General features: G+C 65.6%; 18 protein-coding genes. 4 read left to right on the plus strand and 14 right to left on the minus strand.

Translation table 11 applies throughout. The features are described from left to right. Positions 1-6: 6 nt before the first annotated feature. From P6U24_RS31930 to P6U24_RS31955, 6 genes are all read right to left on the minus strand, one after another. Entirely contained in the window at positions 7-174 is a 168-nt protein-coding gene (locus P6U24_RS31930) for a hypothetical protein (protein ID WP_407156390.1), read from the minus strand. 81 nt (positions 175-255) lie between these two features. Continuing rightward, positions 256-1779: a hypothetical protein gene (locus tag P6U24_RS31935; RefSeq protein WP_407160661.1), complete on the minus strand. Its 1524-nt coding sequence runs from the start codon at positions 1777-1779 to the stop codon at positions 256-258. Between the two features lie 204 nt (positions 1780-1983). Beyond that, complete coding sequence (locus P6U24_RS31940; RefSeq protein ID WP_407156391.1) at positions 1984-3327, minus strand: hypothetical protein; 1344 nt, start codon at positions 3325-3327, stop codon at positions 1984-1986. Between the two features lie 227 nt (positions 3328-3554). Beyond that, positions 3555-4610: an aminoglycoside phosphotransferase gene (locus P6U24_RS31945; protein WP_407156392.1), complete on the minus strand. Its 1056-nt coding sequence runs from the start codon at positions 4608-4610 to the stop codon at positions 3555-3557. A gap of 6 nt (positions 4611-4616) precedes the next feature. Then, on the minus strand, positions 4617-7145 hold the full coding sequence (locus P6U24_RS31950; protein ID WP_407156393.1) for a M56 family metallopeptidase: 2529 nt from the start codon (positions 7143-7145) through the stop codon (positions 4617-4619). Further along, on the minus strand, positions 7145-7540 hold the full coding sequence (locus P6U24_RS31955; protein WP_407156394.1) for a BlaI/MecI/CopY family transcriptional regulator: 396 nt from the start codon (positions 7538-7540) through the stop codon (positions 7145-7147). Before P6U24_RS31955 ends, P6U24_RS31950 begins: the two co-directional genes overlap by 1 nt. 293 nt (positions 7541-7833) lie before the next feature. On the opposite strand from P6U24_RS31955, the gene P6U24_RS31960 reads away from it, so the two are divergent. Beyond that, positions 7834-10041 (plus strand): prolyl oligopeptidase family serine peptidase, encoded by a 2208-nt coding sequence (locus P6U24_RS31960; protein ID WP_407156395.1) that lies wholly within the window; start codon positions 7834-7836, stop codon positions 10039-10041. Between the two features lie 24 nt (positions 10042-10065). Here P6U24_RS31960 and P6U24_RS31965 read toward each other — a convergent pair whose 3' ends face one another. Together P6U24_RS31965 and P6U24_RS31970 are read right to left on the minus strand one after the other, a co-directional pair. After that, on the minus strand, positions 10066-12408 hold the full coding sequence (locus tag P6U24_RS31965; RefSeq protein WP_407156396.1) for a mechanosensitive ion channel domain-containing protein: 2343 nt from the start codon (positions 12406-12408) through the stop codon (positions 10066-10068). Between the two features lie 243 nt (positions 12409-12651). Continuing rightward, complete coding sequence (locus P6U24_RS31970) at positions 12652-13296, minus strand: glutathione S-transferase family protein (RefSeq protein ID WP_407160662.1); 645 nt, start codon at positions 13294-13296, stop codon at positions 12652-12654. Between the two features lie 94 nt (positions 13297-13390). On the opposite strand from P6U24_RS31970, the gene P6U24_RS31975 reads away from it, so the two are divergent. The 3 genes from P6U24_RS31975 (at position 13391) to P6U24_RS31985 (ending at position 15320) form a co-directional block, all read left to right on the plus strand. Further along, on the plus strand, positions 13391-14449 hold the full coding sequence (locus tag P6U24_RS31975; RefSeq protein WP_407156397.1) for a helix-turn-helix transcriptional regulator: 1059 nt from the start codon (positions 13391-13393) through the stop codon (positions 14447-14449). Between the two features lie 336 nt (positions 14450-14785). Further along, positions 14786-14884 carry a DUF1127 domain-containing protein gene (locus P6U24_RS31980; RefSeq protein ID WP_407156398.1) on the plus strand — a complete coding sequence of 33 codons (99 nt, stop codon included), beginning with the start codon at positions 14786-14788 and terminating at the stop codon, positions 14882-14884. Positions 14885-15068: 184 nt separating this feature from the next. After that, positions 15069-15320, plus strand: coding sequence for a hypothetical protein (locus P6U24_RS31985; protein WP_407156399.1), 252 nt, complete (start codon positions 15069-15071; stop codon positions 15318-15320). Positions 15321-15392: 72 nt separating this feature from the next. Here the strand turns inward: P6U24_RS31985 and P6U24_RS31990 are convergent, their stop codons facing one another. From P6U24_RS31990 to P6U24_RS32015, 6 genes are all read right to left on the minus strand, one after another. Then, positions 15393-15890 (minus strand): TPM domain-containing protein, encoded by a 498-nt coding sequence (locus P6U24_RS31990; protein WP_407156400.1) that lies wholly within the window; start codon positions 15888-15890, stop codon positions 15393-15395. A 1-nt stretch (position 15891) separates the two neighbouring features. Continuing rightward, a complete protein-coding gene (locus tag P6U24_RS31995) occupies positions 15892-16782 on the minus strand; it encodes a TPM domain-containing protein (RefSeq protein WP_407160663.1) in 891 nt (296 codons plus the stop codon). 25 nt (positions 16783-16807) lie between these two features. After that, the gene (locus P6U24_RS32000; protein ID WP_407156401.1) at positions 16808-17419 is read right to left on the minus strand and encodes a LemA family protein; all 612 of its coding nucleotides are present in this window, start codon (positions 17417-17419) and stop codon (positions 16808-16810) included. Positions 17420-18621: 1202 nt separating this feature from the next. Beyond that, complete coding sequence (locus P6U24_RS32005; RefSeq protein ID WP_407156402.1) at positions 18622-20946, minus strand: xanthine dehydrogenase family protein molybdopterin-binding subunit; 2325 nt, start codon at positions 20944-20946, stop codon at positions 18622-18624. A gap of 247 nt (positions 20947-21193) precedes the next feature. Further along, positions 21194-22069: a dihydrodipicolinate synthase family protein gene (locus tag P6U24_RS32010; protein WP_407156403.1), complete on the minus strand. Its 876-nt coding sequence runs from the start codon at positions 22067-22069 to the stop codon at positions 21194-21196. 311 nt (positions 22070-22380) lie between these two features. Next, on the minus strand, positions 22381-25068 hold the full coding sequence (locus tag P6U24_RS32015) for a M1 family metallopeptidase (protein ID WP_407156404.1): 2688 nt from the start codon (positions 25066-25068) through the stop codon (positions 22381-22383). Positions 25069-25481 lie beyond the last annotated feature (413 nt).

The following is a 25481-nucleotide window of genomic DNA, read 5'->3' on the forward strand; positions in this document are numbered from 1 at the left end:
CCGCGCTCAGTGCCGCAGCCAGCCCCAACCGGTCCAGACTGCAATCGTCCCGAGGATGATCGCGAACACGATCGCCCAGGCGCTGACGCGGATGTTGCCTGTGATTTGGCGCACCTCCTCGTTCTCAGCGATCTGCCGATCGCGCTGCTTGTTCTTCTCCTCTTGGCTCGTCATAGCCCGCTCCCCTGCGCGATGCAGCTGGTGCGAGCTTAACGCAGAAACATGTCGGGCGTTCGCCGATCCCGGCGATGCTCGTCAATGGGTGGAGATGAAGCACATTCCCATCCGCGTCTTCGGCCCGGCCTGGCAGGCGAGTCCGGAGGCGCAGGTCCAGGCGCTGAAGCTCTTGTCGTTATCAGCCGCGTTGTCGTGCCGCACGTAGCAATGGCCGCCCCAACCATCGCTGTACTCCGTCCCTGCCAGTTCGGTGGTGCCCCTCGTCTGAGGACGGCTGGCAAAGCCGCGCGAGAAATCCGGCTCGCGGCCGTCGCGGAACGCCGCCAGGATGTCGCGCCGGCGCACCTGGTCGCCGAAGAAGTGCGGCGAGCCCGGCACCACGATCGTGTTCGACGGCTTCGCCGCCATCCAGTCGACGCCGGGGAAATGAAAACCGCCGATGCCGCGGGTCTGGTGGCAGCCGCCACAGCCGATGTCGTTCAGCCGCCGCTCGAAGCCTGCAACCGACTGGATGTTCTCCATGGCGACACCGCTCTCGGCCGCCTTCCGCAATGCGCCGACGACATCATCCTCGCTGAAAACAGGCGCGCGGCCGTCATCATCGCCCTGCACCAGCCCGAACGCCGGCTGCAGTGGTGAATCGACAAAGCCTGTCGGCGTCGGCGCGATCGCGACCTTGGCCAGGAATTTATCGGGGATCAGCGCGGTGCCGCGATCGAGCTCGCCGAGATGGTCGGGCTGCAGCAGCCAGTCCTTGAACTCGCGCGCGAGGCTGGCATCGGCGAGCAGCCGGTCGCGATCGATCTGGTCTTCCAGCACAGCCTCGTCGAAGGTGCCGCGCTCGGCGTGATAGTCGAACACCTTCATCATGTAGTCGGTGCGGAAATCACGGATCGCCGATTTCGGTGCATGCGCGATCTGCAGGTTGGTTTCGATCCGAACGATGTTCTCCGGCGCAATCGTGGCTAGCGCACCATCCTTTTCGGTGAGTCTGGCGGCGAGCTCGCGGCCTGTGAGCGCAAGGTCGGAGGTATCGAGCCAGCGCCGCGCGATCTCGGCGCAGCTCGGCGTGTTGCTGGCGGCCTGCGCGTCGCTGCGCGCCTTCAGGACCAGGTTGAGCGTCATCGGCAGCCGCGCCGGCACCGCCTCGTCGCCGGCCTCGGGCAAAGTGGTACGCGCCAGGCGGTAGATCAGCCGGACCTCGCCGCAATGGGCGGGATCGACATAGGCGCGGTCCATCCGGTTGACGATGCCGGACAGCACGAAGCGGGCATCCTGCGAGTCCAGCACGGAGCGATCGAACAGCTGAAATGCAAAAGAAGAGCCGACCCCGATGCTCTCATCCGGCAAGGTCGCCTTGTGCCTCTCGACATAGCGCTCGAACTCGGCATCGAGCGCCTTGCGCAGCGGGACCATCGCCGGCAGCGCGTATAGATCGGCATCGGTCAGCGCGGCGTCAGCCGGGCGCGACGGTGCGAGCATGCGGTTAAGACCAAGCGCGCCGTGATCGAGCTCGCGCAAGGCGGTGGGCTCGATGATCGCGGCGCCCCGCTCCAGCGGCGCAGCCTCATCCGCATGCGCAAGGCGCATGCACCCCAGCATCACGAGAGCCAGAACAGAAAACCGCAAGACGCGCCTCCTCACGAGAACAAGAACAGCGCGAAGCCCGGTCTATTCGATCACATCTCGCGCGAGCTCTTGCTAAGGGGCGAAAATAGCCGAAAAGCGGAAAGCTGCGGGCAATAACGTAACGAGGCGCCTCACGTGCCGGTGAAGCGCCTCGCGAATATTCGTCGGTGACGTGTCTCAGCGCGCGACCACGAGGCCCTTGGTGGTCACGACCACCCAGCGGCCGTCCTGCTTGCGGATCGCATCGACCTTGCCGAGCCCGGGGACCGGATCGCCGGCATAGACCTCGTAAAGGCCCTGCCGCCCTTCGATCAGGGCGCCGCCACGGCCGACGTCGCGCAGCACCCAGCCGTCGACGATCGGAAGCCGGCCGACCGCAGGCGGAGCCGCCGTGGACTGCGCCGGAACGCCAGCCGCCGTCGGCTGGGACGTCGCTGGCGCGACGGAGGCTGTCGTCTCTCGTTCCCGTGCGGCTGGTGTTTCCCGGGTCGCCGCAGGCGTCGGCGTCGCGGAGGCTTGCGCGGTGCGCAACCGCTCCACCGCTTCGCTCAGCTTTTGCAGCTCGCCGGGCTTGGCGGCCTTCGCCAGCTCGCCCTGCGCCTTCTCGAGCTTATCCAGGCGCTCGGAGGTCTTGTTGAGCTCGACGAGGCTGGACTGGCTGGTCTGCTCGAGGCTCGCTTTCACTGTCGCAATGTCATTTTCGATCTTGCCGACGGACGCGCTGAGCTCGGCGCTGCCGTTCGCCGCCGTCGCCTGACCGCCGGAGCCATGCACGAGCGCGATGGTGGCAAGCGCGCCGCCAGCGGCGCCGGCCACAACGGCAATTGCCAGCATCGCCGCAACGGGAAGCGCGCGTCTCGCTGCCGGCTGTGCTGCCGTTGCACGCGGCGGATCGCGCCGTTCGGCCTTCGCACGATCGGCACTGTCCGTGCCCGCCGCCGTTTCCGGCCTTGCGCCGCCCCTGGTGGCCGCGGCCGCGGCCGCGAACACGGCTTCGGCGCGCAGGCTGTCATTCGCGGCAGGCGCCATCACCAGCCTGCCGGCGCGGGGCAGGTCGGACTTCGGCGCGGACGAGCCGCCGGGTTCCGCCTTCGATCCCTCGCTCGCGATGAGAGCGGGAGCTGCGGCCGCAAGGCTGGCCAGCTCGAGCTTGGGCGCCTCCGCTTTCGCCGGTTCGGCGCTCGTCGGTTCGATCTTGATGGGATCGGGCTTGATCTGGTCGAGGCCGATCGACTCGGACTTGACTTGCGCGGACTTGCCCTGCTCGGGCTTGGCCTCCTCGGATTTGGCCTGCTCGAGCTTGACCGGCTCGATCTTAGCGGTGTCGGCCTTGGGGGTGTCGGCCTTGGGGGCCTCATGGTCAGGAGAGATCACGGGAGATTCGAGCTGATGGATCGCCGGAACGGCGGCATCCATCGCCTCCGGCTTCGCTGGGGCCGGTTCGGCAGAGGCCTGAGGGGTGATGACCGGCTCCGCACCGACGGAGCCGCCGCTGATCTGCTCGGCGTGTGGTTCGCTCACGTTCGAATTCTCCAGATAACGTTGAGCCTTTGGTAACTTTCCATTGGTTGCCAAATCCTTACTTCCGGCGCTCTTACCGAAATTTTAGGAAATTGTCCGGGGCGGTTTTGTGCCAACACCATGGCAGGACTTGCCGCATTCGGCTTCGGCCCGGATGTTCCCGGTTTCGGGTTCCGAAAACGCCGCTGCTCTGCCGGTGGCCGCATATGGGCAGCTTCGAGGCAGCTTCAGGTCAGGAGCGACCGGCAGTCGAGATCGTCGACCGCGAGCATGATGCGCTCGAGGCCATTCCACCAGATGACAGCGGGGATGTTGTTCACGGCCTGCCAGACCGGCGTCGTGATCTGCCAGAGCACCGACAGCCGATAATCACCTTCGAGCGCGGAGCGGTCATAGCCCTGCACCCCGCAAGCAACGAGCGTATTGTGGTACGCGTCGAGCAGTGAACGCTCCATGGCCTTGCGGCGGTCGGGATACCAGTGCAGCGCGATCATGTAGGCGAGGTCGCGCGACCCAACATCGAGGCGCCAGCCATCCCAATCGAACAGGCGGACATCGCCGGACTGCTCCTCTCGCGGGAGGAACGCATTCCAGACATGCGCGTCGCCCTGGGCGATCGTCAAGTTGCGATGTGAGTGATAGCGCTGAAGCAGACGAGGCGCCGAGCTGAACAATCGCTCATAAAGCTGGCGACGCTCCTGAGACAGCAGATCCCCCGTCCGATCAACAAAGCGTTGAAAATCGTCGGCGACGAGCTGCATCCGCCGATCCAAAGCCTCGGCATCGAGCCAGGTCCCTACGGAGACACCAAGTCGCGGATTGTCCCACCAGGACGCGTGAAGGCGCGCATGCGCCCGGAGAATGGCTTCGCACTGCTGCCTTGAAGGCGGCAACGGCCACTGCGTGGCTATGACATGCGTTTCCGTGAGATCCTCGAGGAGCAGATGCCATGCGGTCGTCTCGGGATCATAGTAGGCTTCGAAGCAACGCGGCACGACGTCGGCCGGCATCAGCGGTGTAATCTCGTTGTAGAACTCGACCTCCCGGCGACCAGCCTCGAAGGCATCTCCGATCCGATCAGGATTGCCAGTCTTCAAGATGAGCGAGCGCGGAGCATCATCCGCGGATGCATCGTATCTCAGGCTGACACGAATGATGCGGGAGAGGATCGTGTCGCGCGAGCTTTCAATCGCAACGTCGCTGACGTCGGCCGCGCCCAGCACGCCGTTTCGGCGCAAGACAGCGGTGAGATGCTCAGCTTGAATGGCTTGCGGAATGCTCATCGAGTCTCATTGCGGTCCGAGCGCGATGCGCATGATGGAGCCGTCCTTGGCGAGCGCGATACGCCATTCCGCGGTACCATTGGCGAAATGCCCCATATAGACATCGGTGCCGATCGAGGTGACGGCGCGGAATGACAGTGCGCGCAGCCCACCGAGCCGCGCCAGGATCGCGCGGCTCTGCGCCATTTGCTGTCGCGTCTGGGCCGCGACCTCGGGCGTCATCCGCACCTCGTCCAGCTCGTCGGCGGCCAGCGCATCGATATAGCGGCGCAGCGCGTCCTCGCTGCCGGGCAGCGGCGCGGTCCGCGGCCGCCCCAGATGCGCCGCCTCGCCGGATTGGGAGATCTCAATGCTGTGATAGCGCGTGCGCTGGCCCGGCAGCAGGACCTCCAGGCACTTCCCATCACGATTTGCGATCACCATCGGGCGCCCAACATCGGTGAGCAGCCATGATGTCGTGTTGTCGCTCATGGTCCCGCGCGCCACCCGTTTGCCGTCGGCGTCGAGACTGAAGGGGCGGATATCCTCGCCGCTCGCATTGAAGAGCATGACCTTGATCGGGATGTTTTCCGTTGGCGGCTTCAATCCGGCCTCTGCGGAGCAGCCCACGATCTCACCCTGCTCGTCATTGCCATCGGGCCGGAAGGTCACATCCTCGGCCTTGCCATCCGCGCCCAGCAGAATGCGGACCTCGGCAAAGCCCTTCGCAAACTTCACGCCATAGACGTCATAGCCGCCGGGACCGACGCCGCGGAAGAAGACCGTTTCGACCGGCCCGAACGCATCCAGCATGGACTGGATGTCGTCGGCTTGCCGCGCGACCCGCGCAGCCAGTGCGGGGCTCATCCGATCATAGGACGGCCGGCCGCGCTGCATGTTGATGACGCCGCGCAGCACCAGCTCCTTGCTGCCGGGGGTCGGGGCCTGCGCGCGGAAATGATCGGAGACCTCGGCCATGCGGACAGCCGAGGCGTCCTCGATGCTGCGCGCTTTCGCCGCGTCGACGCGGTGCGCCACCCGCGCTCCGATCACCGGATCCTGCAGCAGGACCCGCGCCACGCCGGCCTGCCGGTCGCGCAGGAAGATCACGAGATTGTCGTCCTTGCCCGAGAAGGCATCGACGCAATCGGCCGCGACCTCGAAGCTCAGACGTCCGGTCTCCTTCAGGCGCAGCCGGTCGCCGGCGCGCGTGACGGCGACGACCCGGCTCGGCGACAGCTCGTACCAACCGACATAGTCGTCGAACGGGACCGTCCCGCAGGCTTCGCCCTCCCAGGACAATTCGGCAATCCGCTCCGCATTCCGATCGCGTCCATCCTGATGCACGGTCAGCTGCGCAGGCTGTGCGGCATCGGCATCGAGCGCGAAAGTGAGCCGGCCGCTCGCATAGGACCAAGCGCCATCGCCGGCCGCGGCAAGACGCAGCCTGCGCTGGCCGGTGAGTTGTCCCGACAGGCCGTCAGGCTCGCGCGAGATCGCGAGAATCGAGCCGGGCGCAAGCCCATAGAAGGCGACGTGCTGCGGCTTGCGCTCCATCTCGGCCGGATGCCGTGCCACGGCCGCCGCAGGCCCGGTGCGGTAGGCGATCGTGGCTGCGCAGACGACAACAGCCGGAATGATCGCGGCAACGATCCATGCCCGGCGCTGCCAATCGATGCGCGCGGGAATGCCGGTTGCAGCCAGGATGCGTTCGATCCTGCTGTGGAGCATATTGGAGCGGGCCATCTGCAGCGCCAGCACCGGGCGCTGGCGCGCCTGCACCATGTCGAGCAGGAGCTCGGCATAGCCGAGCCGATCCTCGACGGCCTCGATCGCATGCGCGTCGCTGATGATCTCGGCCAGTTCGGCCAGCTTGGCGAACTGCCACCATGCGAACGGGCTGAACCAGAACAGTGCGCGGTTGACCGCGGCGAGCAGCAGGACATGGAAATCGCGGTTCGCGACATGCGCGCGCTCATGGGCCAGCACCGCCTCCCGCTTGGCATCCTCCCAGGTGATGGCGTGCAGCGGAAACAGAATGATGGAGGCGAAGGTGACGGGGCCATCCACGTCGCGGCTGAAACGGACGTCCGAGCGACCAACCCAGGGCTCATCGACAGGTGTCGCCGCTCGCGCCAGCCGCCAGGTCAAAAGCAGTCCGGTGATCATCCGCAGCAGCAGGAACCCGGCAACGAGCGCATAGATGACGGTTGCGATGCGCAAGCCATCGATTTGCGCAATGATATGCGCGAACGGTCCGGGCGCTGCGGCATGGAGCCTCTCGCTCCCGGCGGCCGGCACCGACAAGCCGGTGTCCTGAAACGATTCGTCCGCGAACCAGATCGGATCCGGCTCCGTCAACGGCGCCTCCGGCACCGTGAGCGTCACGGTGGGCTCGTGCATCACGAACGGCATCACGAGCGACGCCGCGAGCACGATCTGCCATGCGGTCATCTGCGCCTGCGGGTTGCGCACGCGGCACAGCTTCAGGCCGATCCATATGAGGCTTCCGAGCAGCAGGGAACGCAGCGCCGCCTCGGCCAGAATCGGTAGCATTATTTTCGGGCCCCTCTCCCCTTGCTCGCCTTGGCCTTCGCGACCTGATCGGCCAGCTCGCGAAGCTGCTTCTGATCGAGCATGGCGTTATCGACCATGCCGACCAGCACCTCCTCGACCGAGCCGTTGCAGAACCAATCGACGATACGCTTGACCGCCTTCGCCGCGACGCGCGCCCGCGGCTCCGCGGCCTGATAGACATAGGTGCGCCCGTCCACAGTGTGGCGCACATAGCCTTTTTCCTCGAGCCGCCTCAGCACGGTGCGGACCGTGGATTCCTTGAGGCGCCGCGACAGTTGCTCGCGCACCGCCTCAGCCGTGACCGGCCCGTGGGCCCAAACCAATTGCATCACCTCGCGCTCGAGGTCGCCCAGGCCGGGCAAGCCATCGTCCATCTCTGCTGCCTTCGATTATCCGACGTTTGTAATGCTACGGATTGTCGCGCAATTGCGGCCGATATGCAACCCAGCCTTGAAATGATCAGATCGCAGCAAACGACAACGGCCACGTTGATCATTTTCGAATATTTCTTGCTGGCGGTCACGCCGCCCGCCATTGCTGCCGCTCAATCACAGCTTGCGTTGCGAAAACCTCAATGTTACGTTTCGTAGCATTTTCGGCAGGTCGGGCACGGCATTTTCCAGCCGGACGGCAAAGGTCACGATCGACAAGCGGGGGAGCGACGGCGATGCAGGCAGCGGGCAAGAGCGGACTGACGCGGCGCGCGGTCGTGGCGGGCGGCGTCGCCGTCGGCGTATCGATAGCACTGAGCCCAGGCGCCGATGCGCAGGCTCCGGCGCCGGCGAGCACTGGCGTCGGGCCAGGCAATGCCAACCTGCCGCTGCCGCCTCGCGACGGCACGGTGGATGTTCTGCATGGCGTCAGCATCGCCGATCCCTACCGGCCGCTGGAGGACATGGCGCGCGCTGACGTCAAGGCCTGGATCGAGGCGCAGGATGCCCGCGCCCGCGGCTTCCTCGACGCATTGCCGGTGCGGACGCAGCTTCATGACTTCATCTCGGCGGCGACAGCCTATTCGCGCACCACGATTCCGGGCCAGTTCGGCCCGCGCTACTTCACCATGTTCTCCGAAGGCCTCGCCGATCAGCGGAGCCTCGGCGTCCAGGAGCATCTCGGCGGGCCCCGACGGACGCTGATCGATGCCAGCACGCTGTCCACGGATGGCACGGTGACGATTGCAGGCGCCGTGCCGGACCGGCGGGGCACCAAGGTCGCCTATCTGCTGTCGGAAGCCGGCAGCGACCGCCAGACGCTGCATGTGCGGGACGTTGAGACCGGGCAGGACCTGCCGGATGTGCTTAACTGGTGCAAGCACACGTCGATCGCCTGGGCACGCGATGGCCGCAGCTTCTTCTATTCGCGCTATCCGGGCGACAACGATCCTCAAGACTGGTATCGCCGCGGCCAGATCGTCTGCGAGCATCGGCTGGGCGAGCCGCAATCGGCCGATCGCATCATCTTCAGGCGTCAGGACCAACGTGACTATTATTTCGAGCTGCGCGCGACCTTCGATTCCGACTGGCTCAAGATCATCGCCGGCGTCGGCACCTCGGAGAAGCGCGGCTATTTCATCGCGCCGTTGCATGATCCGTTGCACATCACCGAGATCTTTCCGATCGGCAAAGCGGGATTCTATCCGCTCGCGGACACCGGCGGCACCCATTACGCGCTGACCGATCTCGATGCGCCGAAGAAGCGGCTGGTGCGGATCGACATCTCCGATCCGAAACCGGAGCGCTGGCACACCGTGATCGCCGAGAGCGATGCGGTGCTCGACCAGGCCGCCGTGTTCAACAAGTGCATCATCGCCAAGCATCTCGACAACGTCAGTCATCGGATTTCCATCTATGACCTCACCGGCCAGCGGCAGTCGACCGTTGATCTCGGCAGCCTCGCCAGCGTCACCTTCGGACGCAGCTTCAAGGGTGACGATCACCAACTGCTCGGCGTCAGCGACTACAAGCAGCCGCCGCTGATCGAATGGCTCGATCTGGAGAGCGGCAAGACGTCGCTGTTCCATGCCTCGGGTGCGAAGCACGATCTGTCCGATGCCGTGGTGCGCCAGGTATTCGTCGATACCAAGGATGGCGCCAAGGTGCCGATGACGCTGGTCCATCTGCCAGGCATCCAACTCGACGGCAGCAAGCGCACCCTGCTCTATGCCTATGGCGGCTTCGGCATCTCGCTATGGCCTTACTACAGCGAGCAGATCACGGCCTGGGTGCGCATGGGCGGCGTGTTCGCACTGGCCTCGATCCGCGGCGGCGGCGAATACGGCCAGGCTTGGCACGATGCCGCCCGGCGCGAGCACCGGCAGACCGCGTTTGACGATTTCATCGCCGCGGCCGAATGGCTGATCGCCAACAACTATACCCGCCGCGAACGGCTCGGCATCACCGGCACCAGCAATGGCGGCCTGCTGGTGCTCGCCACCATGCTGCAGCGGCCGGACCTGTTTGGCGCCGTGGTCTCGGCCGTGCCCGTCACTGACATGCTGCGCTTCGCCAAGTTCACCTTTGGCGTCAACTGGCGGCCCGAATATGGCGACCCCGAGAAGAACGAGACGGACTTCAAGGCCCTGCTCGCCTATTCGCCGCTGCACAACGTCCGCAAGGGCGTGAGCTATCCGCCGCTCCTGGTGCTGACGGCCGATCATGACGACCGCGTCGCACCGCTGCACTCCTACAAATTCGTCGCCACCCTGCAGGAGCAGGCGCCTGACAGCACGGTGTATCTGCGCATCGAGCAGCGCGCCGGCCACGGCCAGGGCAACGCGCTGCGCAAGACCATCGATCGCCATTGCGACACGCTGGCCTTCCTCTGCGACAAGCTCGGCGGCCCGATCAAGGACTTGCCGAAGCTCGATCGGGTGTAGGACGCGCCACGCGCGAGCGCGCCCTCAGCCCGTGGCGCGCCGCGGCTTTGCGTCCTCGGCCGCAGGGGTCGGGATCGCCATCAGGATGGTCTGTCCGCTCGATGCGATCTCGATGCCGCATTCCTGGAAGCGGCGCTTCATGCGGCGGTTGAACTCGCGCTGCACCGGCCAGCGGCCGGAATCGGTACAGCGAATCTGGCCGACGATGGTCGCCATCGCGCCATCCACCTTGTCGACGCCCCACAATTCCAGATCGCCACGAATGGCCATCCGATATTCCGGCTCGCGGCGCATCTCGGCGACGATGTCCTTGAGAATCTCGCCGGCGCGGTCGGTATCCTCCTTGTAGGCGACGCTGACGCTCACCGCGGCGTTGCCGACGCCGCGACTCGCGTTCGTGATCGTTGTCACCGCGCTGAACGGCACGATATGCACCGCGCCGTCAGCGGCGCGCAGACGGATGGTGCGGATCGAGACGTTCTCCACCGTGCCCGACAGGCCGGCGACGTTGACGACATCACCGACCTGGACTCCGTTCTCGATCAGCAGGAACAGCCCGGTGATCAGGTCCTGCACCAGCTTCTGCGAGCCGAAGCCGATGGCGATGCCGACGATGCCGGCGCCCGCCAGCAGCGGCGCGACGTTGACGCCGATTTCGCTGAGCGCGGTCAGCCCGACCACGGTGATGATCACGCAGAGCAGTGCCGTGCGCAGCATCGGCTGGAAGGTGCGCAGGCGCGCCGCACGCGCGAAATGGCCGCCGCGCGACAGCGCCTCGATCTGGCGGTCCATCAGCGCGTTGCTGACCTCCCAGATCGCCGCCGCCACGAAAGCTGCGATGGCGACGGTGGCGAAGGCCGACAGCAGGCGGCTGCCGATCTGGCCGCCGTAGAACCAGACAATCGCATCGACGCCCCAGACCTCCAGCACGGCGACGAAGCCGACGAAGGCGATGATGCCGGCGACCATCCGGCGCAGCACCGGCAGATAGCGGTTCGCGCGCACCTCCAGGCCCGGAAAGCGCTGCAGGATCTCGGGGCGGATCGAGAAGCCACGATCGATCAGGCTCAGCGCCACCATGGTGACGAGGCGCGCGATCAGGACCACTGCGATCGTGCCGACGAAATATTGCAGCATCAGCGAGTAGCCGTTGCGGATGTTGAGCGCCCATACCGCCCACAGTGCAATATCGACCGCGATCGCAAGATGGTGCCACAGCGCTGCGGCGCGGTTGCGCGCTCGCGCAGCAATGCCCACCCGCCCGGCCGGCGCGCGGATCAGATCGGCAACCTGGCGGCGGCATTGCAGGATGATCACGACGGCGAAGAGATGTACAACCAGCATCACCAGCCGCAGCAGGCCCCAATAGCCGGCGCGGTGCAGGCCGAGCAGCAGTGCCACATTGGCAAAACAGATGCCCGAGACCGCGACTGCCACGATGCGGCGCGTCCAGATCTCGATGTAGGCCGCAGTCTCCGCGGGGATACGGAACAGGCCGAACGGTCCGAACAGCGCGCGCACTGCGCAGATCACCCCGCGCGAAACCGCGTAGGCATTGACGACCGCAAGGATCACGAGCCGCGTGGTCGGCATGTCGCCGATCTCGGTGCCGAGCACCGTGGTGGCGACGCCGACGAAGGCGAGCACGGGCAACAGTTCGAGAGCGAGCCGGCCGAGCACGAAGGGCAGCCTGATAAGCGATTGCCAGAGTCGCGCGAGCGAGATCCGGCGCCGCTGCGGCTCCGGCTCGCTGAGAATGTCCGCTGCCGAGGATGGCGGATCGGCCATTGCCAGTGCCGGCGCAGGCACGCGCGCGGCATGCGGGATATGCTGCTCCAGATAGACCAGCGGCCGTCTCATCAGGCGGAAGATCAGCCATTCGACTGCGAGCGCGCAGGCGAGCACCAGCGCCAGCTTCCACGCGATATCGAGCAGCTGGCCGTAGGCTGCAGGATCGTTGGCCGTGCGCACGAACCACCAATAGAACGCCCTGAAATGCGTCAGCGTGCGCGCGACATCGGCGACCTGTTGCGAGATCTCAGTCACCTGCTCGGAGACCGTGAGCAGAAGCTGCGCGCCAAGACTATCGGAGGTGAGCGGAATGGCAGGCTTCTGCTCCGGCGCCGCCGCGTTCGGCTGCGCAGCTTGATTTGGCGGAGGCGCAGCGTTGGCGATCGCGCGTAACGTGTCGATCATCTGCGCGCGCTTGGCATCGTCCTGCAGGGTCTCGAGCGCGCGCCTCGCCTGCTCCGGCGTCAGCGCATCATTGGCGTGCGAGGCAGCCGGCGACGGCGCGCTTTGCGCAAGGGCCGGAGAAGCAAGGACCGTGACAGCAAACAGAATGGCGAAGAGAAATCGGTGCGACACGCGGGCCTCTTCGAATAAAACGCGATCGAAGACGCCGGACACCGGCGCCTCTTTCGCTCGTGCGTGATGTTGGAATGCGCCGTTTCGCAGCCGCGATGTGTCGGAAGTTTGCCGGCGTGACGACATTATCTTGGCATTTCCTCCGTTGCAGCCGGACTACTTAGTTCCGCGCTCACGGTCATTTGACCGAACGCCCGGGCCTGGAGCGAGGCCGAGCCGGCTCGGCCTCGCAATACCCGCGCGTCAGCTTCCGATCGCGGCCGCGTGCTGTGCCGCCATCCTGGCATCCTCCTCCGTCACCCGCTTGAAGGCCGGCCGCGAGGTGATGCGTTCGGTGTAACCGACGAAGACATCGTTCTTCGGCACCAGCCCGAACATCATGGTCCAGTTGAGAGCGACGCCCCAGAGCACGTCGGCCGCCGTCATGCTGTCTCCGAACAGATAGGGCCCTTTGGCGAGCTGCGCCTGCAGCGCGCCGAGCATCGTGTCGTAGTCACCATAGGGCGACTGCGTGGCCGGCGCAGGATCGCGCTTCATCGAACGATCGATCAGCGCAGGCTCGAAGCACGAGCCGTAATAGGCAATCCAGCGCAAGTAAGGTCCACGCCTGACATCATCGAGGCTTGGCGTCAGTCCGGCCTGAGGGAACAGGTCGGCGAGATAGATGAAGACCGCGACCTGCTCGGTCACGAGCTGGCCGCGATGGCCGATTGCCGGCACCTTGCCGAGCGGATTGATGGCAAGATAGGCCGGCTTGCGCTGCTCGCCCGCCTTCATATTGAGAACGTGGAGATCGTAAGGCGCGCCGAGCTCCTCCAGCAGCACGCGGGTGCCGCCTGCGCGGGTCTGCGGCGAATAATACAGCGTGATGCGATCGTCTTTATTCATGGGGGCTTGGATCATGGGAAGTCTCCTCCTGTGCGACGGCGCGTTTTAGACCACCATACCTGACATCCTGTGTCAGGTATGGTTTAACGGCGACATGCGCGCGAGCCGCCTTATTTCGATCCTCACCATCCTGCAGGCGCGGGGCCGGGTCACAGCGCCCGAGCTGGCCGAGGCGTGCGAGGTCTCGGTGCGCACGATCTATCGTGATGTCGATGCGCTGTCGGCCGCCGGCATTCCTGTCTATGCGGAGCGCGGCGCAGAGGGCGGCTTTCGCCTGCTCGACGGCTACCGCGTCCGCCTGAACGGGCTGTCGCTGACCGAGGCCGACGCGCTGTTTCTGGCCGGATTGCCGGGGCCGGCGGCGGCGCTCGGACTCGATGGCGCGATGAGCGCGGCGCAGGCCAAGCTCGTCGCTGCCCTGCCGGCGGGCTTGCGCGAAAGCGCAACGCGCATGCAGGCGCGGTTTCATTTGGATGCACCCGGCTGGTTCGGTGAGGCCGAGGAGCCGCGGCACCTGCGCGCCATCGCCGATGCGCTGCTCGCCGATCGCCTGATCGAAATCCGCTACCAGAGCTGGAAAGCGGAGAAGCGCCGCCGCCTTAAACCGCTTGGCCTCGTGCTGAAGGGCGGCAATTGGTATCTCGCGGGCCAAGTCGGCACCGAAGCGGGCAACAATATCCGCACCTATCGCGTCGCGCGCATTCTCGATTGCGCCGTCCAAGGCGAGACTTTCGCACGACCGGCCGACTTCGATCTCGGCGCCTATTGGCGCGCCGCCACCGAGCGGCTCGAAGCCGAGATGCATCCGCGCGAGGCACTCGTGCGGCTCTCGCCTTTCGGCATCAAGCTGCTGGAGGCATTGACCCAGCCTTACGTCAAGGCACGCCTGCGCGTCGCCGACGATGCGGATGCCGGCGGTTGGCGCACGGCCACCATCCCGATCGGCACCACGGATTGGCACGCTGCCGCCGAGCTGCTGCGGCTCGGGCCGGAGGCCGAGGTGCTGGCGCCGCCCGAACTGCGTGCGAGGATGGCGGAGCTGAGTGAGGCCATGGCCGCGCGGTATCGCGCCAGTCGACGTCTCGCGAGCGCACACGCTGCAGAGCGAGACAGACGGACTTCCCTTCCAAAGCGGCGTGTTCAGCGCCAATAGCTCGCACCGCCTCATCATCGGCGGTTCCTGCAGCGGGTGACGGGGCCTGCTGGCAAGGCAGTGCTGCGTCTTGGGGCTCGCGTTACAGACGTAGGCTTTTTCTCCGGATCGGAATGGTTCGGAAACATCGCGCTGGCAACCTCGCCGGTCCAACGTGACCGGGAGTTGCCAATGCTGACGCAGATGCAGGCGCGTTCCAGGAGTTCATTTCTTGCCAGTCGCTTATTTCCGACAGAGGTGGCGATCAATTCGCCTCCGGGACGGCTCGCTTGGATCGAGTCGGCGATCAGGAGCATGCGATCCGTGATCAGACAATGGCGGGCAAGGCGCCGCGCCATGGCCGAACTCAGGGCGCTCGACGACCGCTCATTGCGTGACATCGGGCTGCTCCGTTGCGAGATCGACCAGATCCCGCGGGTCGGACCATGGGAATGAACCGGAGCGACCGTGCAGACCGAACAAAAGATCCCGCCGGCGCGATCCACGTGTATCGCGACAGCGGCGGCTCGCAAGCACTGTTCGTCCCGAACAAAAAGTCCTTTCGCTCTGTCGCGCCTAATCGCAGGCGTGCAGAAGCCACATCTCACGGCGAGATGAATCCAGACGAAGGAAACGTGACATGTCAAAACAGAGTTTTTTCGCCGCGCTCGGCGCGGGCGCCTTTTCGCTGTTCGCGCTGGCGCTGGCCCACGCCGGCGAAGCGCCGACACATCGGCACGCCGCGAAAGCCACGAAGCACGTCTCAGCCGGAACGGTGCGGCACAGTTACGCCAGGATGCCGAGCCAGGACGAGATAGCACCGGCGCCCTCAATGTCGTCGCCCAATCTGTTCGAGACCGGGCGGCCGCCGGCCCAGCCGGGACAATGGTGAGCACGCGCAGCGCGTTCGCGCCTGCAAACATCCTGGAGGCGCGGAGACTGACGCCACCTGGCCTCCGTCCGGCTACATCACCACCGGCTGATCAGGCAGTTCGTTGCGCTGACCAGGCTGCGGCGGAAAGTGCCGCGCAAGCTCGCGCGAGACGGCCTCGATACCCTTTATGACGCCGTCCTCGAAGCGGCCGGCGCGGAACGCAGCCTCCATATCGCGGCAGATCGCGTCCCAGTCGGCCTGGCCGACCCGCGCATCGATGCCACGATCGGCGACGATCTCGACGTCGCGATCGGCAAGCAAAAGATAGATCAGCACGCCGTTATTATGTGCGGTGTCCCAGATCCGCAGGTGCGAGAAGATATCGAGCGCGCGCTCGCGCGCCGGCTGGTTCGCCAGCAACGGTCGGCCATCGAGCGCGCCTTCCACGACGAAGCGGACCTGCCCCGCATGGGTGGCTTCGCCGGCGCGAATGGCCTGCGCGATGCGATCGCGCACGGCGGGCGGAAACAGGCGCCGAACCCGCCAATGATGCGCGAGAAGGTGCCGCGCGATGCGTCCGATGCCCATCTCACCAGCTCCCCGAAGCGCCGCCACCACCGAAACTGCCGCCGCCTCCGGAGAAGCCGCCGCTGTCGCTCGAACTGCCGCCGCTGCTCCAGCCTCCAGAGGACGAGCCGCCGCCCACCCAGCCGCCGCGCGAGCGGCCGCGCATCGGCGGCCCCGCCGCGTTGACGGCGTCTGCGAACATCGCGATCACGAAGCCGGCGAGGCCGACCAGGACCGACGCCAGCAGCGAGCCGGCCACGATCCAGGCGATGACGCCGAACAGGCCGCCGGTCGCTACCGATCCGAGCAGCCGACCAAGGATGGCGCGCAGGACGATGATCGCACCGATCAGCACGAAGGGCGCCAGCGACGTGACCGTGTCCCAATCCAGATCCACCCCATGCGAAGCCTGCGGCTGCGGCGCTGGTAGCTGCTCGCCATTGGCGACGGCGATCATGCGATCGACGCCGGCATTGATGCCGCCGGCGAAATCGCCGCTCCTGAATTGGGGCACGATGATCTCGTCGATGATGCGCCGCGATGTCACGTCGGTCAGTGCGCCCTCCAGCCCGTAACCGACCTCGATGCGCAGCTTGCGGTCGTTCTTGGCCACCACCAGCAGCGCGCCATCATCAACCTTCTTGCGCCCGATCTTCCAGGCCTCGGCGACGCGGATGGAAAACTGCGCGATGTCTTCCGGCTGCGTGGTCGGGACAATCAGCACCGCGATCTGGCTGCCCTTGCGCGCCTCCAGATCCTTCAGCTTCTGAGTGAGGCCCGCGATGTCGCTGCTCGACAGCGTGCCGGTCTGGTCGACGACGCGGCCGGTGAGCGGCGGCACCGCGACCTCGGCCCAAGCTGCGAAGGTCAAGCAGAGGAGCAGCGCTGCGACCAATGCTTTCGCGACCGACATCGCCCGCACGGCCGAACGCTCCGGACTACTTCGCCGGCGCCGGGCTTGGCGCGTTGAAATCGACCTTCGGCGCGGTCGAGATCTCGCGCTCATTGTCCACAGTGAAGTTCGGCTTCTCCTTGTAGCCGAACAGCATTGCGGTCAGGTTGTTCGGAAAGGTGCGGATGCCGACATTGTAGTCTTGCACCGACTTGATGTAGCGGTTGCGCGCCACCGTGATGCGGTTCTCGGTGCCTTCGAGCTGCGACATCAGATCGCGGAACAGCGCGTCCGACTTGAGCTGCGGATAGTTTTCGGTGACGACCAGAAGCTTCGACAGCGCGTTGGTCAACTCGCCCTGCGCGGCCTGGAATTTCTGGAAGGCCGCCGGATCGTTCAGCACCTCCGGCGTCGCCTGGATGCTGCCGACCTTGGCCCGGGCATTGGTGACGCCGAGCAGGACATCCTTCTCCTGCTGCGCAAAGCCCTTCACCGAATTGACCAGGTTCGGCACCAGATCGGCGCGGCGCTGATACTGGTTGACGACTTCCGACCAGTTGGCCTTGACCTGCTCGTCATTGGTCTGAATGGCATTGTAACCGCAATTGGTCAGACTCAACGTCGCCAGCGCCGCCAATACGGTCAAAAATCTGCGCATCGCACTACCCCTTCGCGGAAACATCTGCGCCCATCTAACAGCACAGTCCCGCTGTCGGCGCAACGAAAGCCACCGAACGAATGTCGGCCGCCCGCGGCTCTCCGGCTTGAACGCCTTACGCACCATCCGCGTTCCCGCATCGACATTCCGGCGCTGCGCGCCAGCGCCTTCGATCCGGATTTCACGCAGCCTGTTCGGACATATGGTCGCATTCCCGCGGCGACGTGCGCCCGGGTTCTGCGACGGACATGCCCTTCGAGAGAATCGAGAGGGCGCAGGGAATGCCGGGTGAAGGCCTCACCCATGGCCCGCCTGCAGAAAAAAAGCAGGCGGCAGTCACCACAGGTGCAGCCGATCAACCCGGCATTCCCTGCGCGGCGGTCTTAACGCTTATACGCGCTCTCCCCGGAGACCGGCTTGTTTGCCCCCGTCGTCGGTACGACACTTGAAAAGCATCGCAGCCGACTTGGCATTAGCACCGGAATGCCAGGACCACACGACTTCACGTCCGCATCCGCCTCGTTCGTCTGCGTGAAGGATCACGCTGTCAAGACAGGCACGGCCACCGCATTCCCGCCTCGCGTCTCCTGACGATCGCGCGAAACGCCCCTCTCGACGAGGCGGGATGCGTACATGATCCACAATTTTTCGGAAAAACGAAAGCACAAAATTTCGGGCCGCCGACGGCGCGGAGCGCAGCACATTGAAGCCGCTCGCGAAATGAGTTTTTCTGCGCGGCGTTTCGTTCGCCTCCCGCAGCTCTGTCGCGTGGCAAGATTGCGCAAAGCCGCACAGCGATTTGCCCGACGGCACGTCACATAGGCGCTCACACAAGCGGTATCGTCCCGGCCAGGCGGAGCGCAGAGCCAAGCTCCATAACCGCCTGCAAGGGTAATGAAACGAGACGACCGCTCCAGCCTTCGCAAAACAAAGGTCGGGGGTCCCGGCTCAAGGCCGGGACGACATCGAATTTGTGGCCGCGCTTTCGCGTAACCGCTTCAGACGCGCACATCTCTGCAGCTTCCTCATCCGTCATTGCGAGGCGCGCGCCTACGCGTCGAAGCAATCCAGAATCTCTTTGCAGACGAGGAACTGGATTGCTTCGTCGCCGGAGCCTGTCATCGGGCTCGCCGAAGGCGAGGCCCGGTGGGCTCCTCGCAATGACGGAGAGCAGGCCGCGCGGTCAGTGAAAGCCCGCGCAATCACACCCGCGCCGCCTTCGCCTCCTGGATCGCCTTCCACACCTTCTGCGGCGTCAGCGGGGTCTGCAGATTGGTGATGCCAAACTCGGCCAGCGCGTCCATCACCCCATTGGTGACGCAGGGCGGGCCGCCGATCGCGCCGGACTCGCCGCAGCCCTTGGAGCCCAAAGGATTGGTCTTGCACGGCGCGGCATCGTCGAGCGTGACCACGATCGGCGGCACGTCGTCGGCGCGCGGGATGCAGTAGTCCTGATAGGTCGCGGTCAGGAGCTGGCCGTCGGCATCGTAGGTCACGCCCTCATAGAGCGCCTGGCCGATGCCCTGCGCGACGCCGCCATGGATCTGGCCGGTCACCAGCATCGGATTGACCGCGATGCCGACATCGTCGACCGTGGTGTAGCGCACCACGCGGGTGACGCCGGTATCGGGATCGATCTCGACCTCGCAGATGTGAGTGCCGTTCGGCCAGCTCGGCCCATCGACCTCGCCCTCGCTGTCGACCGAGAGCTTGGCGCCCTGCTCTTTTTGCGCGATGTCGAACAGGCTGATGCGGCGGTCGGTGCCGACCACGGTGAGAAAACCGTCGCGATATTCGATGTCCTCGACCGAGGTCTCGAGCAGGTTCGAGGCCTTCTCGCGCGCCTTGGTGATGAGATCGTTGGAGGACACCGCCACGGCCGTGCCGCCGACGAACAGCGAGCGCGAGCCGACGCTGCCGAAGCCGGTCGCCAGATCCGTGTCGCCCTGCACGACGTCGATCTTGTCCATGCCAATGCCGAGCGTGTCCGCGATCATCTGGGTGTAGGTGGTGGCAAGCCCCTGCCCCATGGCCATCGTGCCCGAATGCAGCACGACGCGGCCCTCCGCGGTCGCGTGCAGCGAGACCTTCTCGGTGTGGGCGCGGCCGCCGGTCCATTCGATGTAGCTGGTCAGCCCGCGGCCATAGAGCAGGCCCTTCTTCTTGGCTTCGCGCTTGCGCGCGTTGAAGCCGTCCCAGTCGGCGAGCTTGGCCGCGCGCTCCAACATGTGCGCGAAGGCGCCGGAATCGTAGACCTGCCCGACCGCGTTGGTGTAGGGCAACTGCGCCGGCTTGATGTAATTCACTTTACGGATCGCGCGCGGGTCCATGCCGATCTGGCGCGCGGCCGCATCGAACAGCCGCTCAACGATGAACACCGCCTCGGGCCGGCCTGCGCCGCGATAGGCGCCGACCGGCGCCGTGTGCGTCATGACCGTCTTCACCTCGAAATGCACCAGCGGCAGGTCATAGACGCCGGTCTGCACGAACGGGCCGAGCACCAGCGGAATGATGTTGGCGGCGCCGGACGAATAGGCCCCCGTCGCACCGATCGAGCGCACGCGATAGGCCAGCACGCGCCCCTTGGCATCGAGCGCGAATTCGGCGGTCGAGGTGAGATCGCGGCCATGTGTGCCGCCGAGGAATTCGTCGGTGCGCTCACCGCGCCAGCGAATCCTGCGATTCAGCTTGGTCGCGGCATAGGCGACGATGCCGTCCTCCGGATAGAGATTGGTCTTCTGGCCGAAGCCGCCACCGATGTCGCCGACCAGCACACGCACGTTCTCCTTGGGCCGCTTCAACACGTCCGCCAGCACATCGCGGGTCGAGGCCGGCGTCTGTGACTGCACGTGCAGGATCAGACGGCCGGTCTTCTTCTCGACCTCGGCGATGGTCGAGCGGGGCTCCATCGCGGATGGGATCAGGCGCTGGCTGACGACATCGAGCGAGATCTTGTGCGCCGCGCCAGCGAAGGCTTCCTCGACCTTGGCAGCATCGCCATAGCTCATCGCAGCCACGATGTTGTCGGGAGCATCACGCCACACCGCCGGCGCGCCCGGCTTGATCGCCTCGACCGGATCGACCACCGCCGGCATCACCTCGTAGTCGAGCTGGACCGCTTCGGCGGCTTCTTGCGCGATCGCGCGCGATGTCGCGACAACCGCCACAACCGCCTCGCCAGCGAAACGCACGGTCTCATGCGCCAGAAGACGCCGCGGCGGCACCGTCATGGGCTTGCCGTCCGGCCGCTTGAAGATCGCCAGCGTCGGGATGGTGCCAATGTCATCGGCGACCAGATCGGCGCCGGTGAAGATCGCCTCCACGCCCGGCAGCGCACGTGCCGCGGTCGTGTCGATCGAAACAATCTTCGCATGCGCATGCGGCGAGCGCAGCACATGGAGCCAGAGCGCGCCGTCCTCCGGCTTGTCGTCGATGAAGCGGCCCTTCCCGGTGACGAGCCGCTGATCCTCAAGCCGCTTGACCGGCTGGCCCGCACCAAATCGCATGTTGCTCGGAAGAATGTTCATCGTCGTCCTTCACGTCATATCGAAATGTGGCGGGCGTTTTAGCCGATCTGTTCGCCAAAACAACCGTTGCCGTCATTCCGGGACATCGCGCAGCGATGGGCCCGCAATCCATGACCACAGACCGCGGTTCATGGGCTCGGTGTCTCCTGGCCTGCCCAACAGATGCGTCACGGCGGATGGATTCCGTGCTGGCGCTGCGCGGGCACCGGAATGGCGATGTGGGGAGAGCGAGGCAAACGCGAACCAATCACCCCAACCCCTGCAGCACCTCTTCCACCAGCTTGCGCTGCTCGGCCGTCAGCGCGGCCTGTGGCGGAACGGGATCGCCGACATCATAGCCCTGGATGGCAAGTCCCGCCTTGATACAGGCGGCGAGGTTGAAACGGGCGAAGGCCTCGTTGACGCGCCACAGCCTCTTCTGCAGCACAAGCGCATCGTCCCAGCACGACGCCTTGCAGAGATTGTAGAGCTCGACGCTGGCGCGCGGGATGATGCAGGCCGGCCCTGCCATCCAGCCTTGGCCGCCGATCAGCATCACCGCCGCCGGAATATGCGCCGAGGCGGAGAACACCTTGATGGCATCGCCGCAGCGATTGATGATCGACAGCAACCGGCCGGTATTGGTCGAGGCATCCTTGATGTAGCCGATGCGCGGATGCTCGGCGAGACGCGCGATCACCTCGAGCGAGAGGTCCGAGCGCTGGAATTGCGGATTGGTGTAGATCACGACGGGAATGTCGACCGCATCCGCGATGCTGCGGAAATAGGCCTCGACGCCGGCATCGCTGATCGGGAAGTAGGCTTCCAGCACTGCGAGAATGCCGTCGGCGCCGCGCTTCTGATACGCCCTGGCCTGCGCGACCGCATCCGCCATCGTGGTCGAGGCGACGCCGGCAACCACGGGCACGCGCCCCTTGGCGGCATCGATCGTGGCTTCGACGACAGTCATGCGCTGGGCGCGGTCAAGGTAAGCGAACTCACCGGTCGAGCCGAGTGGCGTCAGCCCGTGCACGCCGGCGTGGATCAGGTCATCGCAGAGCCTGCCGAGCACCGCGGTGCGGATATTGCCGTCGGCATCGACGGGCGAGACGAGATAGGGAAAGACGCCGTGGAAATCAGCCATACCCCGGGGTATAGCGGCCGGACGCCGATCTCCGCAAGCGCCGCCGTGTCGGCCACTCTGCCTCATCGCGAGGCCGCGGCGTATGGGTCCCGGCGCAAGGCCGGGACGACAGCGGAGTGTGAGGCGACAATGTGCCTCAAGCAAGGTGTCGTCCCGGGCAAGCGAGCAACGCGAGCGCAGACCCGGGATCCATATCCACAAGGTCTTGTGTTGCGATGGATGGAGCTAGGGCTGCTCTAACCAAAACACAACTGCGGTTATGGGTCCCTGCTTTCGCAGGGACGACACTGAATATGAGGCGGCGATGTGGCTCAAGGCTTGTGCTGCCTGATCCAGGCGGAGAGTTCAGGCAGAGCCCGCGCCTTGAAATCCGCCGCGATCGCCATGGTCTCCAGCGCACGCGCGCTGGCGATGCGGCCGCCGGCGGTCGACTGTGACGGTTCGAAATGCGCAAGCTGCAGCGCATGGTCCTCGTCGTTGAAGTTCGTCATCAGATTCGGCACCATCTGGTCTCGAAATCCCGGACCGAGCCGCGCCAGCAACGCATCGAAATTCTCCCGCGCGAACCGCCAGGCCAGCTCCGGCTGCTCGGCGAAGGACGCAACGCTGCCGATGACCGGCCCCACGATCGTCACCGAAATCTCCGACGTCAGCGTCAGCGCCAGCGTGCGCTTTGCGAGCGCCGCGTCCTGCGCGCTTGCAGCCGCCAGATAGTAGCGCACCCGCTCGCTGGTCACGGTGCTGGCGCGCGCCAGGCTGAGCAGTTGCTCGTAGGTCGTGGCGTCCGCGCTGAGGCCGACGAGATGGATCACGCTGTCGCGCAGCTCGGGCGCCAGCGTCTGCGGGTCGATGAGGAAACGCGCAAAACGCGCGCGCGCCTCGCTCACGATCTCGGCGTCGCCGAGATCGCCGAGCACGCGGATCAGCCGCGCGCGCAGCAAGGTGTCGTCATCATCGCCGGCGACCATACCATGACCCGCAGCATCCCAGCCGAGTCGATCGAACACGGGACGCAGCCGCGCCCGTGCGTAGGCGCGCTGCGCCTCGCGCTCAGCTTGGCCGCGTGCCAAGTGATCGAGCGTCGCGAAACTGGAGATCACCTGATCCCACACCGCGCGCTGATCGTTTGGCGAGAGCCGCTCGACCAGCGCGAGATAGGAGCTTAGCTCGGCGCGCCGGCCTGCCACCATGGCCCAGCCATCGGCAAGCATGTTGAGCCGATCCTCCGGCGCCATCAGGTCGAGCGCCGCCACCAGCGCCGCGCCGCTTCGCGGGCCATAGCTCACACGGTAGTAGCCGATATCGCCGGTATTGACCTTGAGCGGCTCGCCGCAAGGACCCCCAGTGAAGCTCGTCGTCCCGTCGAGCAGCACGGCCGATGGCGATGCGCCCGCGCCGACGGACCCGAAGGCGAGCGGCAATTTCCAGGACACGCTCGGTAGGCTCTTCTGCTCGGAGGCACTCGAGAAGGACCGCGCGGGGATGATCGCGAACCGCTCCAGCTGCAGCGCGAGTTGCTGCACGCCATCCCTGCAATCGGTCTCGGCGAAGACCAGCGGCACCCCCGCCTGTTCGGTGAAGGGCGATGCGATTGCGGCGACCGGCTTGCCGGTCGACTGCGCCAGCGCCTGCCAGAGATCGGCAGTGGTGGTGTTGGAATAGGCATGCGCGGCCATGTAGGCGCGGATGCCGTCGCGGAACGGGTTCTGTCCGAGATAGGCTTCCAGCATGCGGATGAAGGCCTGGCCCTTGCTGTAGGTGATGCCATCGAAGGCGAGCATCGCCTCGCTCTCGTCGGCGACTGTCTGCTGGATCGGATGCGAGGTGCGGCGGGCATCGAGCGCCATCGCGACCTGCTTCTGGCCGTAGCCGTTCAGCCAGCTGCGCCATTGCGGATGGAAATGCTCGGCCGCCTTCTCCTGCATCCAGCTGGCAAAGCCCTCGTTGAGCCAGAGATTGTCCCACCAGCCCATGGTGACGAGATCGCCGAACCATTGATGCGCCATCTCATGGGCGATGACACTGAAGATGTCGCGCCGATGCGCATCCGAATCCGTGGCGGGATCGAACAGCAGCCGGCTTTCGAAGAAGGTGATGCCGCCCCAGTTCTCCATCGCGCCGCCATAGCCGCCGGGCACCGCGATCAGATCGAGCTTCGGCAGCGGAAAAGCGGCGCCAAAATAGTCGTTGTAATAGCCGAGCAGCTTCACGGCCTCACCCAGCGCAAAGCGCCCCTTGTCGCTCTTGCCCTTGGTCGTCACCACGCCGATGGCAACGCCACCGGCGTCCGCCGTGATCCGCTCCAATTCGCCTGATGTGAGCACGAACAGATAGCTCGACATTTTCGGCGTCGGCGCAAAGCTGACCCGCTTGAGGCCGGGCGCGGCCATCTCCTCATGCGCGACCGGCATGTTGGATACGGCCATGAACGATTGCGGCACCGTCACGGTGAGCTTGAAGCTCGCCTTGAACGACGGCTCGTCCCAGCAGGGAAAGATCCGCCGCGCATCGGCCGGCTCGAGCTGGCTCGAAATCAACCGCTTGCTGCCCTGCTCGGTCGGATAGTCGGCGAAGAACAGGCCGCGATCGAACGCGTTGATCTTTGCTGAAAACCGCAGGCTCAGGCGATGCGCGCCCGCCGGCAGCGCCTGCGGAAACGACAGCGTCGCCGTCTCGGCCGCCGCGTCAAGCGCGACGGCGGCGTGTTGCGCGCCGTCATCCGCGCTCGCCTCGTCGATGGTCATATTCACCGCGTTCAGCGTGATCCGCGCCGCCGGCTCGCGCAGTTCGACCTCCACCGTCTCCAGGCCCGCGATTGTCAGCTGCGCGAGATCGGGGGTGAGATCGATGTCGTAGCGCACCGGCAGAGCCGTCTTCGGCAGCTTGCCCGGCGTCGCTTCGAACGAGAACAGCGGCTCCGCGGCGAGCGGAAGGGGCAGCAGCATCATGAGCAGCGCGACAAAGCCGAGCCGCGCGCCGCGCGGCCTCAATGGCGACATGGAGGCCTCCCGCAGCGCCAGGTTATTCCTTGCCCGGGGCGCGCCGCATCCGTGCAAGCCGGGCTCATCACGCGCCACGATAGCGCGCGCTCGGTAAGGAGGTAAGACCGGCTCCCGATCAAGGCCGCTCATCTCGGCGTGATCATTCGGCAACAGGACCGCGCTTAAATGCGCATTAACCTTAATTCTTAGAACCTGCTTCAAACTTTCCATTCACCCTGATCCGGCAGCAGGCGGCGCTATCCGGCTAGGTGGCGGCGCTTTCCATCAATCCCTGGTTGCAAATCCCACAATGTCGTACCGCGCGCGCACGCATAATGCACGCGGGCATGGGCTGAGGGACGTCCGCAACACGAAGCCGAGTGACGGCGACACGACAGAAATGGCTCCAACTCCGCGCAATTCAGTCATTT

The sequence above is a fragment of the Bradyrhizobium sp. STM 3557 genome, from assembly GCF_045571465.1.
Classification (GTDB): Bacteria; Pseudomonadota; Alphaproteobacteria; order Rhizobiales; family Xanthobacteraceae; genus Bradyrhizobium.